The following is a 14,404-nucleotide window of genomic DNA, read 5'->3' on the forward strand; positions in this document are numbered from 1 at the left end:
AAAGTGACTACCCAATCCACCCGTCCGCCGTCGGAGGCGCACTCCGCGAAACCGGCAGGCGCACCGCCCCGCAACGTCGAACCTCCCGAAGTGCCGATGTGGCGACGCAAGTTGCGCCCCTACATCCTCTCGATTCCGGCTGTGGTGATCGTTGTCGGAATTCTCTATCCGTTTGTGATCGGCGCGTACTACTCGTTCTTGAATTACGCGGCAGTGAACCCGGATCCGCAGTTCGTGTGGTTCAAGAACTTCGCGAGTGTGCTGGGCGACTCGAGCTTCTGGACCAGCGTGCGTGTGACCGGAGTCTTCGCGATTGTCGCCACGGCGGTCGAGACGGTGATCGGCGTCGGCATCGCGTTACTGCTCAACCGTTCGAGCTTGATCGGGAAGATCTTCGAGAAAGTGCTGATCCTTCCTTTGATGATCGCACCGGTCATCGCCGGTGTGATCTGGAAGCTGATGTTCAACCCGCAGTTCGGAATTCTGAATCACGTTCTGGGACTGGGCAACACATTCGACTGGTTGAGCAGTCAGAATGCACTGTGGTCCGTCATTCTGGTGGACCTGTGGATCTTCACTCCCTTCGTGGCAATTCTTGTTCTCGCCGGCATGCGTTCGCTACCGAAGGAGCCGTTCGAAGCGTCCGAGGTGGACGGCGCCAGCTGGTTCTACATGTTCCGCAGGCTGATGCTGCCCATGTTGTGGCCATACATTCTGGTCGCCGTGATCTTCCGATTCATGGACAACCTCAAAGTGTTCGACGCGGTGTACGTCCTGACTGCGGGTGGGCCAGGACTGTCCACCCGAACGCTCCAGATCGGTGCGTTCGAGGATTCGATCATCAATCTCGACTATTCCCGCGGCAGCACCTACATGTTCTTGCTGTGGATCATCGTGTTCGTCACCGCGCGCTATCTGGTGAGCGTGTTGGGCAAAGCGCAGCGTCGTGCTGCCGGAGCGGAGTCGTAAAGTCATGGCCAGTGAATTGATGCCAGGCCAGAAGAGGTTCACGGTGGGTGCCGTAGCCGCGGACATCGTGTTGGTCGTGTGGTTCGTCTTCTCGCTCTTTCCCATCCTGTGGATGTTTCTGCTGGCGCTGAAGACTCCGGCCGAGCAGACCACCACATACTTCAAGTTCAGTCCCACGTTCGAGAACTTCGGAACCGTGCTGAGTCAGAAGGGTACGGATCTGACGAGTGTCGACTTCAAGTCGGCTCTGCTCACCAGCTTGATCAATTGTGGTGGTGCTGTTCTGGTTTCGTTGGCTATCGGCATTCCGGCTGCGTATGCTGCCGGACGGTGGAAGTACAAGGGATCCAACGATTTGATGTTCAACATGCTGTCCTTCCGCTTTGCGCCGGAGCTGATGGTGATCGTGCCGCTGTTCGTCATCTACAACCAGATCGGGTTGTTCGACACCAAACTCGGAATGGTGTGGGTTCTGCAACTGGTGACGATGCCCCTGGTGGTCTGGATCTTGCGCTCGTATTTCGAAGATCTGCCTGAAGACCTCGAACAGGCGGCCCTCCTGGACGGATACACGCGCAAGCGCGCTTTCGTCATGGTGGCGCTACCACTCGTTCGTCCGGGAATTGCTGCAGCAGCGCTGCTTTCGTTCATATTCGCGTGGAACAACTACGTATTCCCACTCATCCTCGCCGACAGCAACGCCGGAACAGTCACCGTCGCGGTGACCAAGTTCCTCGGTGGTGGCGGACAGGCCTACTACAACCTGACAGCTGCGGCTGCGGTGATCGCTGCACTACCACCGCTGATTCTGGCGTTGACGATCCAGCGATACCTTGTGCGCGGACTGTCGTTCGGGGCGGTGAAATCCTGATGGTCGCACTTACTGTCAAAGCATTGACCAAACACTACGGAAAGACCGTGGGCATCGACGGCATCGACCTCGACGTGGCAGACGGTGAATTCCTCGTCATTCTGGGACCTTCGGGCGCAGGCAAGACGACGACGCTCAAGTCGATAGCCGGACTCGTCGAAGTCGACGACGGCACGGTCGACATCGGGGGAGTGGACATGACGCTCGTCGAGCCGTACCACCGCAACGTCGCCATGGCCTTCGAGAGTTACGCGTTGTACCCACAAAAAACGGTGTCCGAGAATCTGGCGTCACCACTGAAGTCCGGTCGAACTGGAAAATACTCGGAGGACGAGCAGAAGCGCCGGATCGACACCGTCACCAAGACCTTGGGAATCAACCATCTTCTCGAGCGCTTTCCACGGGAATTGTCGAACGGGCAGCGGCAGCGAGTTGCTCTCGGGCGAGTGTTGGTACGGCCGGCCGACGTGTACCTTCTCGACGAACCGCTCTCACATCTCGATGCCAAACTACGGGCCGCGATGCGTGCCGAACTGCGTCAGCTCGGTCAGATGTCCAACACCACAACGGTATACGTGACACACGACTATCAAGAAGCGCTGGCGTTGGGTGATCGTATCGCGATCCTGCGGGAGGGACGGCTGGTCCAGATCGACACACCGGCGAACATCTGGCATGCGCCCGCTGACACCTTCGTGGCGCGCTCGCTCGGCCAACCCGAGATCAACGTGTTCGACGCAGTAGTCGACGGGGCAGCGCTCCGGGTGCTCGGAACCGATCTGGAGGTCGGGATTCCGTCGGATATCACGATATCTGCGTCGGCCGGCGCTCGAATCGGTATCCGACCGTGTGACATCGAGATCCGGGCAGATTTCTCGCGGAACTCCGGTTCGGTGGCCGTACGCGGCCGCATCCAACTGGTGGAGCGTCTCGGCCGCAATGTCGAACTCTCGATAGATCTCGGCGGCGGGGTCACGATGATCGGTCTGTCTTCGGGTGGTTCGCTCGCGGTCGAAGGCGCCGAGATCGTTGTGGAAGTGGCGCGCCAGAACATTCACCTGTTCGAGGGAGCGCCAGCGGGAACAGACAGTCGACGACTCGGCAGCGCGATCGCCGGCGCCGGTAGGACCGGCGACAGTGTAACGACCCACGCAGCACAGGAGGACAGGCGATGACCACTACCGCCGATAGCCGTCGCGCCACGAAGGTCGCGCAATCACTCACCCTGGACAACCTGGAGAAGACCTACTCTTCACGCGGGCGGGCAACATTCCACGCGGTCAAAGGAATCGACCTGCACATCGAACCCGGTGAGTTGGTCGCCCTGCTAGGTCCTTCGGGATGCGGCAAGACGACAACCTTGCGGATGATCGCCGGACTGGAGACCGTCTCGAGTGGGGAGATCTTGATCGGTGACCGGAAGATCAGTCAGTTGGCGCCCGGGAAACGAGGCGTCGGGGTTGGATTCGAGAGCTACGCTTTGTATCCGCCGCTCTCGGTACGCGACAACCTCTCGTACGGATTGAAAGCCCGAAAGGTGGCGGGCGCAGACGAACTGGTGTCCACCATCGCCCGTCGTCTCGAGATGGAGGACCTACTCGACTTGCGTCCGGCAGGATTGTCGAGCGGGCAGAAGCAGCGGGTTGCACTCGCTCGGGCGCTTGTGCGAAATCCGCCGGTGCTGCTCCTCGACGAACCGCTATCGCACCTCGACGCGTCGGCGCGGCAACGGGTTCGGCGTGAACTGAAGATGCTGCAACGCGAATTCGGCTACACCACAATCGTGGTCACCCACGACCAGGTCGAAGCGCTGAGCTTGGCCGACCGGCTTGCGGTGATGGACGGTGGCATCATCCAGCAGTACGGCACTCCCGACGAGGTGTTCGACGATCCGGCCAACATCTTCGTGGCGGAGTTCGTGGGCGAACCTCAGATCAACATGTTCGACGGAATTGTCCGCCTCGAGAACGGATCTGCGGTTGTTGCCATAGGATCGGCTGGTACCTTGCCGGTCTCGACTCGCAATGTCGTTGAGGGTCAGTCGGTTCGGGTCGGGGTTCGCCCCCAGGACATGACTATGGTGCCGGGGCCTGCCGGGCATCGGCAGATCACCGTGCACGTGAAGCATTTCGAGCACCTGATGGAGTTCGGTTTGGTACAGGTGAACGCAGCGGGAACCGAGTCGACTGGCTCGGGATCAACGCTGATGGTTCAGACGCCGGCCCACGAAAGGTTTGCGGCAGGCGACGAGTGCGCTGCGACTGCTCTTCCCGAACGTGTCTATCTGTTCGACCCTGAAACCGGAAATCGACTGCGTTAGAGGTATTTTGTCATGACTCGGCTATTCAACGATCCCGCGACTTTTACGGAAGACATGCTCGAGGGTTTCCTCGACGCCAACTCCGACTATGTTGTCGGTGTACCAGGCGGTGTAGTACGAGCCCAGGAGACACGACCGGGCAAGGTTGCGGTCGTCGTAGGTGGCGGCTCCGGTCACTATCCCGCGTTCTGTGGTGTTGTCGGGCCGGGGTTCGCCGACGGCGCGGTGGTGGGAAACATCTTCACGTCTCCCTCCGCCGCGGAGGCGACCTCCGTCGCTCGCGCCGTCGACGGCGGTGCCGGGGTTCTTCTGACCACCGGAAATTACGCGGGTGACGTGATGAATTTCTCGCTCGCAGTGAAAGCTTTGGCGCACGAGGGAATTGATGCTCGATACCTGCCGGTCACCGACGATATTGCGAGTGCATCGGCGGAGGACATCACGAAGCGGCGGGGAATCGCCGGTGATTTCACGGTGTTCAAGATCGCGTCGGCTGCTGCGGAAGCGGGATACAACCTCGACGAGGTACAGCGAGTAGGCCGCGCGGCGAACGACAACACACGAACCCTCGGTGTTGCTTTCGACGGATGTACCATGCCGGGCGCGGATCACCCACTGTTCACAGTGGAAACCGGAATGATGGATCTGGGGCTGGGTATTCACGGAGAACCGGGTGTATCCACGCACGAGATGCCAAGTGCCGCAGAACTGGCGCGACTATTGGTCGACGGCGTGCTTGCCGAACGACCGGACGGTACCGGGACACGCGTCGGTGCCATCCTCAACGGGCTCGGGCGTACCAAGTACGAGGAATTGTTCGTGGTCTGGGGAACCGCGTCGAAGCTGTTGCGGGAGGCCGGATACACAATCGTCTCGCCGGAGGTCGGAGAGTTGGTGACCAGTCTGGACATGGCCGGTTGTTCACTGACGCTCATGTGGCTGGACGAGGAACTCGAATCGTTCTGGACCGCAGCCGCGGACACTCCGGCATTTCGACGCGGAACATTCGGTGTGGCAACACGATCGGGGGAGCGTCGTACAACCACTTCCGTGCACGAGACGTCCGGCGTGAGCGCTGCGGGCGACGACCAGGGACGACTATGCGGAGAAACCGTGGCTACGGTCATCGAGGCTCTCGCTCGGGTGATGGCGGACAACGAAGAAGAACTGGGCCGCATCGATGCGGTGGCAGGCGACGGAGACCACGGGCGCGGGATGGTTCGCGGAACCGAGTACGCGACACTGGCAGCGCAGTCCGCAGCCGCGCAAGGTGCAGGGCCACAAGGAGTTCTGACTGCAGCGGGTGAAGCCTGGGCGGCAAAGGCAGGCGGAACGTCCGGCGTGCTGTGGGGTGCCGCGCTTACGGCGATGGGAACCAGGCTGGGCGACAAGGGGCAACCAGGTGCCCATGACCTCGCTGACGGTGTGCGGGCGGGCTACGACGCGATAGTGGCGCTCGGTGGAGCAAAACCAGGCGACAAGACGATGCTCGACGCTCTGTGGCCGTTCGTGGAAACCTTAAGTGCCGCAGTCGGAAATGGGGTGCTCACGGCACAGGCGTGGGACGAAGCCGCCGTCGTTGCCCAGACCGCAGCCGACGCCACGGCGCAATTGCGTCCGCTGGTGGGTCGGGCACGACCGCTGGCAGAACGGAGCGTCGGCACCCCGGATGCCGGCGCGATATCGATGGCGATGTGCGTCCGTACCGTCGCCGATTTCTTGAACACGAACTCTGAACGCAAGGAGCACGATCATGGCTGAGCGACTTCGTATCGTCGTCGGTTGCGACGACGCCGGCTTGGAGTACAAGCAGGCACTCAAGGCCGACCTCGAAGCCGACGACCGTGTGGAGGTGGTGACCGATGTCGGCGTCGGGAACGACGAGCACACGGCGTATCCACACGTTGCTGTCACCGCCGCCAGGTTGGTGGCCGACGGCAAAGCCGACCGGGCGCTCCTCGTGTGTGGAACAGGATTGGGCGTCGCCATCAGCGCCAACAAGGTACCGGGGATCCGTGCGGTGACTGCCCACGACAGTTTCTCGGTGGAGCGATCGGTTCTCAGCAACGACGCGCAGGTCTTGTGTTTCGGGCAGCGAGTGGTTGGACTCGAACTCGCCAGGCGACTGGCGAAGGAGTGGTTGGGCTATCACTTCGACACTCGGAGCGCCTCTGCCGAGAAGGTTGCTGCGATCGGCGAATACGAGACTGCCGGTAAGCCCCGCGACTGCTGATCGCTCAGAGCAGGCCGAACTTTCGGACTGCGTCGAGTAGCGCGTGCGGGCGTTCGGTCGTCGGCAGGGGATCGACAAGTGCGAACTGGCAACCGACGTCTCGGGCAGCGCCGTCGGCGATGTCGCTGTCACCGACCATCAGAGTTTGCGCCGCATCCACATCGAGTTGCGCAAGGGCGTACTCGAAGATCGCCGGTTCGGGCTTGACTGCACCCACCTCGAAAGAGAGTACGAACTCGTCGACCCAGACGTCCCAGCCTCGGTCGACGAACGCCGGTCGGATGTCGAAGGCGATGTTGCTCAGGACCGCGGTTCGTATGCCCTTCTCCGACAATGTTTGCAGGACCTCGCCGGTATCCGGGTACGGCGACCACTGGTCCGGATCGACCAGTAGGGCGTAGAAAGCCTCGGCGCGAACCGGATCGGGAACTCCGGACTTGCTCAACACGTCGAGGTAGGCCTGACGATGCAACTTCGGATCCCGGTCGCGGTTCTCCCACGCGTAGATCCCGGCTTCGTCCATCTCGACGGTTCTACCCACCGGCGCGGTCATCCTGCGCATCAGCTCGGCTTGAGCATGCACGTCGAGCGGATCACCTTGGTGATCGACGAGGTGCTCGTTCCAATCGTCGCTCTCTTCCAGACGGAAGAGCGTTCCGGAGAAATCGAACAGCGTCGCGGCGATATGTCCGTCTTGATGGGCCGTGCTGTCAGTGTTCACCTCGACAGGTTATCGGCGTCCGCTTTCCGATGCGTGATGTGAGCCAGTGCACGCGTACTTTGAGAGGGCACATTTTCCGAGGTTCCCCCGACGGGCGTGATTTCGACGCCCCGGATGAACCGAACGACGAGGGGGATCCTCCGTGTCCGACCACGCGAACACACCAGATTTGACGAAGCCGTCCGGCGAAGACCCCCACCTCTCACGTCAGCTGTCCAACCGGCATATCCAGCTGATCGCCATCGGTGGGGCCATCGGCACCGGACTCTTCATGGGATCGGGCAAGACGATCTCTCTCGCCGGGCCCTCCGTGATCTTCGTGTACATGATCATCGGCTTCATGCTCTTCTTCGTCATGCGCGCGATGGGGGAGTTGCTGCTCTCGAACATGGCGTACAAGTCTTTCTCGGACTTCGCCGCTGATCTGCTGGGCCCCTGGGCGGGATTCTTCACCGGCTGGACGTATTGGTTCTGTTGGATCGTCACCGGCATCGCTGACGTCATCGCGATTTCCGGCTACTTCAAATACTGGTGGCCAGGTCTCGCGGCGTGGATTCCCGCTTTGCTGACGATCGCGGCCCTACTCCTCCTGAACTTGCCGACGGTGAAGGCCTTCGGTGAAACCGAGTTCTGGTTCGCGCTGATCAAGATCATCGCCATCGTCAGCCTGATCATCGTCGGCATCGTCATGGTCGTCTCCGGGTTCACTGCGCCCAACGGTGCTACCTCGGGCATCGACAATCTCTGGAACGACGGCGGCATGTTCCCGACCGGATTCATGGGCTTCGTGGCCGGCTTCCAGATCGCGGTATTCGCATTCGTGGGTATCGAACTGGTCGGCACGACAGCAGCCGAGGCGAAGGACCCGGAGAAGAACCTGCCGAAGGCCATCAACTCCATCCCCATTCGTGTGCTGCTGTTCTACGTCATTGCGCTGACCGTGATCATCGCGGTGACACCGTGGCGTGAAATCAGTGCAGACAAGAGTCCGTTCGTCGCCATGTTCACGCTCGCCGGCCTCGGCATCGCTGCATCGGTCATCAACTTCGTCGTGCTGACCTCCGCCGCATCTTCGGCGAACTCGGGTATCTACTCCACCTCGCGCATGGTGTTCGGGCTTGCACAAGAAGGCGACGCACCGAGGGCTCTCGGCAAGCTGAACTCACGCAAGGTTCCTGCGAACGCCCTGATGTTCTCGTGCATCTTCCTGCTGGCGTCGCTGATCCTGCTGTTCTCGGGCGACTCCGTGATCGAGGCCTTCACTGTCGTCACGACCATCTCAGCGCTGCTGTTCATGTTCGTGTGGACGATCATCCTGGCGAGCTACATGGTGTACCGGAAGCGTCGTCCGCACCTGCACGAGGCGTCGAAGTTCAAGATGCCCGGCGGCATCGTGATGTGCTGGGTCGTGCTCGCGTTCTTCGTCTTCATCCTCTGGGCGCTGACAACCAAGGACGACACCCTGCAGGCACTTGTCGTCACGCCGATCTGGTTCGTCGTTCTGGGTATCGCGTGGGCGATCATCCGGCGCCGACCCGCTCACCGGGCACGATACGACGCATTCAAGTCAGAACTGGACGCCAGCCGACAGAACGGCGAAAAATAGTTTTGGTCAAGATCGGGTAACGGTGGCGGCCGCCTTGATCAAACTGTTACATTCTTCGGCAGACAGAGGAGCGGGCTTCATCAGAAGGACGCTGCACGCCGACGACTGACGGAGTACACACTGTGGGAAACCACCACCGCACGGGCAATGACGATGTTGTCTTCGAGATCGATCCCGAGGCAGCAAGCGGCCGCCACCGCACCGCGTCGTCTGGCCCTGGTGCCGGTGTCAAGGCAGGCGTCGTAGCTGCGGCTACCGGTGCACTCCTCGTCGGTGCAGGCCAGATGGGTGCAGGAACCGCTGCTGCGGCGCCCGCAACACAGACCATCGCGGGCTTCGAACTCCCGCAGGGTCTGCTTCCCGAGGGCGTTGTCGTTCCGGCTGAATTGGCAGCTCTTCCCGCTCTCGACATTCCTGAGCTTCCCGATTTTGCAGCTGACCTCAACACGCAGGCACAGCAGTTCCTCGCCGGTATCAATCCCGGCACGTCCGCTCGCACGGTGCAGCCGGTATCCGGAACGCTGACCTCCACCTTCGGTTCGCGCTGGGGAGCACACCACGGCGGTCTCGACATCGCAGCCCCGATCGGTACGCCGATCCTGGCTGCAGCCGACGGCCAGGTCATCGACGCCGGCCCGGCGTCAGGTTTCGGACTGTGGGTCCGTGTCCAGCACGACGACGGCACCGTCACCACGTACGGTCACGTCAACGATTACCAGGTGAACGTCGGTCAGCGTGTCAACGCCGGCCAGCAGATTGCCACCGTGGGTAACCGTGGCCAGTCCACCGGCCCGCACCTCCACTTCGAGGTTGCCGAGAACGGCGCAAAGGTCGATCCCGCAGCGTGGCTGCAGGCCCGCGGCGTGGCTGTCACCTGGGTAGACAACTCGTAAGAAAGCTTCTTGTAGAACTGCGGTGGTGCCGGGAAAATCTTCCTGGTGCCACCGCAGTTCTCGTTTGTCGGTGACCCCGGCCGGATAGCCTTCAGTGACGTTGATCGTCGAAGGGGGAACGCGCGATGGGTGCAGAGGTCACGGCGAGAGAATTCACCAGAGCCGATCGCAGGCTCTTTCGTAAGAAGGTGCGCTCATGCGTCGACGCCATGAAGCAGATGCTCGACGGTGGTGACTTTCGGGACGCCGTCGACAAGCCGGCGCCGCTGCTGGGTATGGAGATCGAATTCAACCTGGTGAACGGGGACATGGCTCCTGCGATGTCGAATCGTGAAGTACTCGAATCCATAGACGACGCTGAGGTTTTCCAAACCGAGCTCGGACAGTTCAACGTCGAGATGAACGTCGAACCCGGCCCGCTCACCGGTGACGCGACTTTCGAATTGGAAAAGAAACTGCGGGCGTCCCTCGACGTTGCAGACGCGCGAATCCATGCGCACGACGCCGAGATGGTGATGATCGGGATGCTGCCGACACTGCAGCTCGAGCATCTCGATCGAGAGTGGATCACCGCCAACCCGCGCTACGAATTGCTCAACGAGCAGATTTTTGCCGCGCGAGGAGAGGACATCGAACTCGACGTCGAAGGTGTCGCGCTACCTGGCGGCGACGTGGAACTTCTTCGGGCCGATACCAATTCGGTGGTGCCGGAGGCGGCGTGTACGTCCATGCAGTTGCACCTGCGCGTCGCGCCGGAAGAATTTGCCGCGCACTGGAATGCCGCGCAGTGTCTGGCCGGAGTGCAAGTGGCGTTGGCCGCCAATTCTCCTTTCCTGGCGGGCAAGGCACTCTGGCACGAATCACGCATTCCGATCTTCGAACAGGCCACGGACACCCGAACTTTCGAGCTCAAGAATCAAGGTGTGCGTCCGCGGGTGTGGTTCGGTGAACGGTGGATCCATTCGGTGCTCGACTTGTTCGAGGAGAACTCGCGGTATTTCCCGGCCCTGCTGCCTGATGTGTCGGACACCGATCCACTGGAAGTGCTCGCGGCGGGCGGGGTTCCGGAGTTGAGCGAGCTTCAATTGCACAACGGCACGGTCTACCGGTGGAATCGACCGGTGTACGACTGCTCGGATGGCAAGCCGCACTTGCGTATCGAGAATCGCGTACTGCCGGCCGGACCGACCGTCGTCGACATCATGGCCAATGCAGCCTTCTACTACGGAACCGTTCGGGCACTGGTGAACGCGGAGCGGCCACTGTGGTCGCACATGTCTTTTCACGCGGCGGAAGAGAACCTGCACATCGGCGCCAAGTACGGACTGGATGCGACCCTGTACTGGCCGGAGATCGGTTGGGTCGGTGCCGACGAGTTGATATTGCGAAGGTTGCTGCCGTTGGCGCACGAGGGCTTGACGGACTTCGGATTGTCCGCCGCCGCCCGCGATCGGTACCTCGGCGTCATCGAAGGGCGGTGCATGAATCGGCAGACCGGTGCCGCCTGGCAACGAGAGCATGTTGCGCGGGCGGAGGGCTCTGGCGCGGACCGCTCGACTGCGCTCACCGGAATGCTCCGCGGTTACGTGGAGAACATGCGCACGGGAGATCCTGTTCACACCTGGTCCTGATTGCTCTGCTAATTCTCCTATCCGTCAACAGTTTCGGGGACCTAAGTCCCCGAAATCGAGAGGGGGCGACCCCAAAAAAGCCGGACAAGTGGGATGGTTAGAGTGAAAGTGGCTCGGTTACTTCTTCAGGAAGGTGGGCACATGAGTTCACGCGAACATAACAGTGTTGTTGTCGGAGTCGAGGGTTCGGACACTGCGTCCACCGCACTCCGCGAAGCCGCGAAAATCGCCGCCCAGCGCGAATTGCGACTCGACATCATCCACGCTCTCGACTTCGCGCCGTACGGTTTCGGTGGACCGTACGTCGACGCGGGCGGGGTGTACGAATGGGTCGAGGAGGCCGGAAAAGCGATCTTGGCAGAGGCGGAACAGTTCGCCCATGAGATCGATCCGAAACTCGAGGTTCACACCGAAATCGCCATCGGCAGTGCAACTCAGTGGTTGATCGAGAGTTCGGCACAGGCCAGGCGCGTCGTTGTCGGAGCTTCTGCATCAGGCAAGGCGGCAACGGCAGTGCTCGGCAATACCGCGGTCGGGGTGGCCAGTCATGGCAAGTGCCCGGTGATCGTCGTCCGAGACCGCGACGGCGCGGTGCCCTCGGAGGGGCCGGTCGTGGTCGGCGTCGACGGCAGCGCATTGAGCGCGCAGGCCGTCGGGGCGGCTTTCGAGGAAGCGGCATTCCGCGGCGTCGAGTTGGTGGCGCTGCACGTGTGGAGTGACCTCGGTAGCGCGGCATTCGAAGACCCGAGGGCCGCTGCACTTGCACCGCAGTCCCTCGAAGAGGAAGAGCACGCAGTTCTCAGCGAGAGCTTGGCCGGTTGGTCCGAGCAGTACCCGGACGTGAAGGTCCGGCGCGAGGTCTACCTCGACAACCCACGCGGACGGCTGCTGGACTGGTCGGCAAAAGCGCAGCTCGTGGTCGTCGGTAGCCGTGGTCGCGGTGGATTCCGCGGCATGCTGCTCGGCTCGACCAGCAACACCCTGATCGCTTCGGCCAAGTGCCCCGTCATGGTGGTTCGTCCCGAAGAATCCTGACCCTCTTCAGGTTCTCCCGCTACCCCGTTCATTTCGGTCATCGAATATGAACGGGGTAGTCACATGAATGCGGACTCAGGTTCCGTAGTGTTCGATGTGAGTAAGTGTTCGATGGGAGTACCACTGCCCGTGTGCGCGTCGCACACGGCAGCAATCGTCAGGATTGGGGTTACAACGTGCGTATCGGTATGGGTTTGAACTACAGCGGCGGGTTCGCCGAAACCGTCGAAGAGGTCGGTGACCTGGAAAAGGCCGGCCTGGACATCGCCTTCGTCCCGGAAGCGTATTCCTTCGACGCGGTCAGCCAGCTGGGTTACCTGGCGGCCAAGACGTCGACAATCGAACTCGCTTCGGGAATCTTTCAGATCTACACCCGTACGCCTTCGTTGACCGCGATGACGGCAGCGGGCCTGGACTTCGTCTCTAACGGCCGCTTCGTCATGGGACTGGGCGCCTCCGGGCCGCAGGTGATCGAGGGATTCCACGGCGTGAAGTACGACGCTCCGTTGGGGCGCACGCGTGAGGTCGTCGAGATCTGCCGCCAGGTGTGGCGCCGCGAGAAGGTCGAATACCAGGGCAAGTATTACCAGGTCCCGCTCCCCGCCGAGAAGGGCACCGGACTGGGCAAGCCCCTCAAGCTGATCAATCATCCTGTGCGTGAGCGCATCCCGATCTTGATCGCTTCGCTCGGCCCCAAGAACGTCGAGCTGACAGCCGAGATCGCCGAAGGCTGGGAACCGATCTTCTTCCATCCGGAGAAGGCAGCCAGCGTGTGGGGCGAGCCGATCGCCAAGGGCAAGGCCAAGCGCGATCCGAGCCTCGGCGAGCTTCAGGTGTATGCGTCGCCGGCGCTCGCCATCGGTGACGACGTCGACCACATGCTCGACTGGGTGCGCCCGAGCCTTGCGCTCTACATCGGCGGCATGGGCGCCAAGGGCAAGAACTTCTACAACGACCTCGCAGTGCGCTACGGCTACGAAGAAGCCGCTGAGAAGATCCAGGATCTCTACCTCGCGGGCAAGAAGGACGAAGCCGCAGCAGCAGTCCCCGACGAGCTGGTTCGTGCCGTGTCGTTGATCGGTCCCGAGAGCTACGTCAGGGAACGCGTCGCAGCCTTCGCCGAAGCGGGCGTCACGACGCTCAACGTCACGCCGTTGGCTGCCGATCGCAACGGCCGTGTTCAGCTGATCGAGAAGTTCCGCAAGATTTGTGACTGACCCTGCCGTGCGCCTTTATTAACCGCCCGCGGTTAATAAAGGCGCACAGCAGAGCGGGAAATAGTCCTCTTCATGAAGGGTCGGATGGCCGGCTCCAACAATCCGCCCGCTCGGATCAGAACTTTCGTGAGCGGATCTGCTGCGATGTGATGGTGCCCGCGCTCCATTCCGTTCAGCGCCGCTCGTGCGACGACCGACGGTTCCACCGGGGTGATCGCACCGGAAACCGCAGCAGTCTCGGGCGGTTTCCGAGCGTTCTCCACGTCGAATCCGGGCGTTCGAGTGTCCGGGGGATAGAGGACGCCGACGGTGATTCCGTGCGGTTCCATTTCGTATCGCAGGCTGTGTGCAAGTTGGTGGACTGCAGCTTTGGTCGGGCCATAGCCGCTGTATCCGACAACACCGATCAGGCCCGCGGTGGAGCTGGTCAACAGTACCGAGCCGTTGCCGCGTGCCACCATCGCTGGGAGGACAGCGCGTAGGACATGTACGGCGCCCAGATAGTTCAGTGCCATCTGAGATCCGAACTCCGCGACGTCGACGTCGAGAAATCGCCCGGGGAGCGCGGTTCCTGCGCAGGAGACCAGAGCGGTGCACGTGCCGCTGCGGGACTGCAAATCTTCGACGGCTCGTTGAACGGCATCGAAATCCGTGACGTCGGCGCTGGCCCATTGCGCTCCGATTCGGGAGCCGACTGCCTCCAACCGATCGGCGTCGCGCGCAATCAGTGAAACCTTTGCCCCTCGAGTTGTTGCCTCATTGGCCACTGCCTCACCGATTCCGGACGAGCCTCCAGTGACGATCAGGTGAGAAGTGTTCCAGTCGATTCGGGATCTCTTGCGCACGAAACCCGATTTTAGGCGCTTGTTGAAAGGACTTTTTGCACTTCTGACCGGTCGGGTTCTTCA

At 61.5% G+C, this 14,404-nt stretch carries 13 protein-coding genes; 11 read left to right on the forward strand and 2 right to left on the reverse strand.

Annotated features, from left to right (window positions below):
• Positions 1 to 3: 3 nt before the first annotated feature.
• The 6 genes from ACFQ6Y_RS10885 to ACFQ6Y_RS10910 are packed head-to-tail and all read left to right on the forward strand — an operon-like array spanning position 4 to position 6,393.
• Positions 4 to 969, forward strand: a complete 966-nt coding sequence (locus tag ACFQ6Y_RS10885; RefSeq protein WP_166809424.1) for a carbohydrate ABC transporter permease — start codon at positions 4 to 6, stop codon at positions 967 to 969.
• Positions 970 to 973: 4 nt separating this feature from the next.
• Positions 974 to 1,840, forward strand: coding sequence for a carbohydrate ABC transporter permease (locus ACFQ6Y_RS10890; RefSeq protein ID WP_021345201.1), 867 nt, complete (start codon positions 974 to 976; stop codon positions 1,838 to 1,840).
• Positions 1,840 to 3,015, forward strand: coding sequence for an ABC transporter ATP-binding protein (locus tag ACFQ6Y_RS10895; protein ID WP_378631918.1), 1,176 nt, complete (start codon positions 1,840 to 1,842; stop codon positions 3,013 to 3,015). The genes ACFQ6Y_RS10890 and ACFQ6Y_RS10895 overlap by 1 nt, the downstream gene beginning before the upstream one ends.
• Positions 3,012 to 4,160, forward strand: a complete 1,149-nt coding sequence (locus ACFQ6Y_RS10900; RefSeq protein ID WP_138872305.1) for an ABC transporter ATP-binding protein — start codon at positions 3,012 to 3,014, stop codon at positions 4,158 to 4,160. The genes ACFQ6Y_RS10895 and ACFQ6Y_RS10900 overlap by 4 nt, the downstream gene beginning before the upstream one ends.
• 12 nt (positions 4,161 to 4,172) lie before the next feature.
• Positions 4,173 to 5,921, forward strand: a complete 1,749-nt coding sequence (locus ACFQ6Y_RS10905) for a dihydroxyacetone kinase family protein (RefSeq protein ID WP_378631925.1) — start codon at positions 4,173 to 4,175, stop codon at positions 5,919 to 5,921.
• On the forward strand, positions 5,914 to 6,393 hold the full coding sequence (locus ACFQ6Y_RS10910; RefSeq protein WP_378631930.1) for a ribose-5-phosphate isomerase: 480 nt from the start codon (positions 5,914 to 5,916) through the stop codon (positions 6,391 to 6,393). Before ACFQ6Y_RS10905 ends, ACFQ6Y_RS10910 begins: the two co-directional genes overlap by 8 nt.
• Positions 6,394 to 6,397: 4 nt before the next feature.
• On the opposite strand, the gene ACFQ6Y_RS10915 is transcribed toward ACFQ6Y_RS10910, so the two are convergent.
• Positions 6,398 to 7,114 (reverse strand): HAD family hydrolase, encoded by a 717-nt coding sequence (locus ACFQ6Y_RS10915; RefSeq protein WP_378631935.1) that lies wholly within the window; start codon positions 7,112 to 7,114, stop codon positions 6,398 to 6,400.
• A 142-nt stretch (positions 7,115 to 7,256) separates the two neighbouring features.
• Here ACFQ6Y_RS10915 and cycA point away from each other — a divergent pair, with 142 nt between their 5' ends.
• From cycA to ACFQ6Y_RS10940, 5 genes are all read left to right on the forward strand, one after another.
• A complete protein-coding gene (gene cycA / locus ACFQ6Y_RS10920) occupies positions 7,257 to 8,720 on the forward strand; it encodes a D-serine/D-alanine/glycine transporter (protein ID WP_230814383.1) in 1,464 nt (487 codons plus the stop codon).
• A 122-nt stretch (positions 8,721 to 8,842) separates the two neighbouring features.
• Positions 8,843 to 9,613, forward strand: coding sequence for a M23 family metallopeptidase (locus ACFQ6Y_RS10925; RefSeq protein WP_378446373.1), 771 nt, complete (start codon positions 8,843 to 8,845; stop codon positions 9,611 to 9,613).
• A gap of 125 nt (positions 9,614 to 9,738) precedes the next feature.
• Positions 9,739 to 11,244, forward strand: coding sequence for a glutamate-cysteine ligase family protein (locus tag ACFQ6Y_RS10930; protein WP_378631939.1), 1,506 nt, complete (start codon positions 9,739 to 9,741; stop codon positions 11,242 to 11,244).
• A 141-nt stretch (positions 11,245 to 11,385) separates the two neighbouring features.
• The gene (locus ACFQ6Y_RS10935; protein ID WP_378631953.1) at positions 11,386 to 12,279 is read left to right on the forward strand and encodes a universal stress protein; all 894 of its coding nucleotides are present in this window, start codon (positions 11,386 to 11,388) and stop codon (positions 12,277 to 12,279) included.
• A 176-nt stretch (positions 12,280 to 12,455) separates the two neighbouring features.
• Positions 12,456 to 13,496 carry an LLM class F420-dependent oxidoreductase gene (locus tag ACFQ6Y_RS10940; protein WP_378543856.1) on the forward strand — a complete coding sequence of 347 codons (1,041 nt, stop codon included), beginning with the start codon at positions 12,456 to 12,458 and terminating at the stop codon, positions 13,494 to 13,496.
• 32 nt (positions 13,497 to 13,528) lie between these two features.
• Here ACFQ6Y_RS10940 and ACFQ6Y_RS10945 read toward each other — a convergent pair whose 3' ends face one another.
• Positions 13,529 to 14,341, reverse strand: coding sequence for an SDR family oxidoreductase (locus tag ACFQ6Y_RS10945; protein ID WP_378631958.1), 813 nt, complete (start codon positions 14,339 to 14,341; stop codon positions 13,529 to 13,531).
• Positions 14,342 to 14,404 lie beyond the last annotated feature (63 nt).

This window comes from Rhodococcus sp. NPDC056516, assembly GCF_042794655.1.
Taxonomy (GTDB): domain Bacteria; phylum Actinomycetota; class Actinomycetes; order Mycobacteriales; family Mycobacteriaceae; genus Rhodococcus_F.

Bases quoted from the DNA above. Each gene is read 5' to 3' on its own strand.
- ACFQ6Y_RS10900 (WP_138872305.1), top strand. From the start codon at position 3,012: ATGACCACTACCGCCGATAGCCGTCGCGCCACGAAGGTCGCGCAATCA.
- ACFQ6Y_RS10910 (WP_378631930.1), top strand. From the start codon at position 5,914: ATGGCTGAGCGACTTCGTATCGTCGTCGGTTGCGACGACGCCGGCTTG.
- ACFQ6Y_RS10890 (WP_021345201.1), top strand. From the start codon at position 974: ATGGCCAGTGAATTGATGCCAGGCCAGAAGAGGTTCACGGTGGGTGCC.
- ACFQ6Y_RS10905 (WP_378631925.1), top strand. From the start codon at position 4,173: ATGACTCGGCTATTCAACGATCCCGCGACTTTTACGGAAGACATGCTC.
- ACFQ6Y_RS10895 (WP_378631918.1), top strand. From the start codon at position 1,840: ATGGTCGCACTTACTGTCAAAGCATTGACCAAACACTACGGAAAGACC.
- ACFQ6Y_RS10930 (WP_378631939.1), top strand. From the start codon at position 9,739: ATGGGTGCAGAGGTCACGGCGAGAGAATTCACCAGAGCCGATCGCAGG.
- ACFQ6Y_RS10935 (WP_378631953.1), top strand. From the start codon at position 11,386: ATGAGTTCACGCGAACATAACAGTGTTGTTGTCGGAGTCGAGGGTTCG.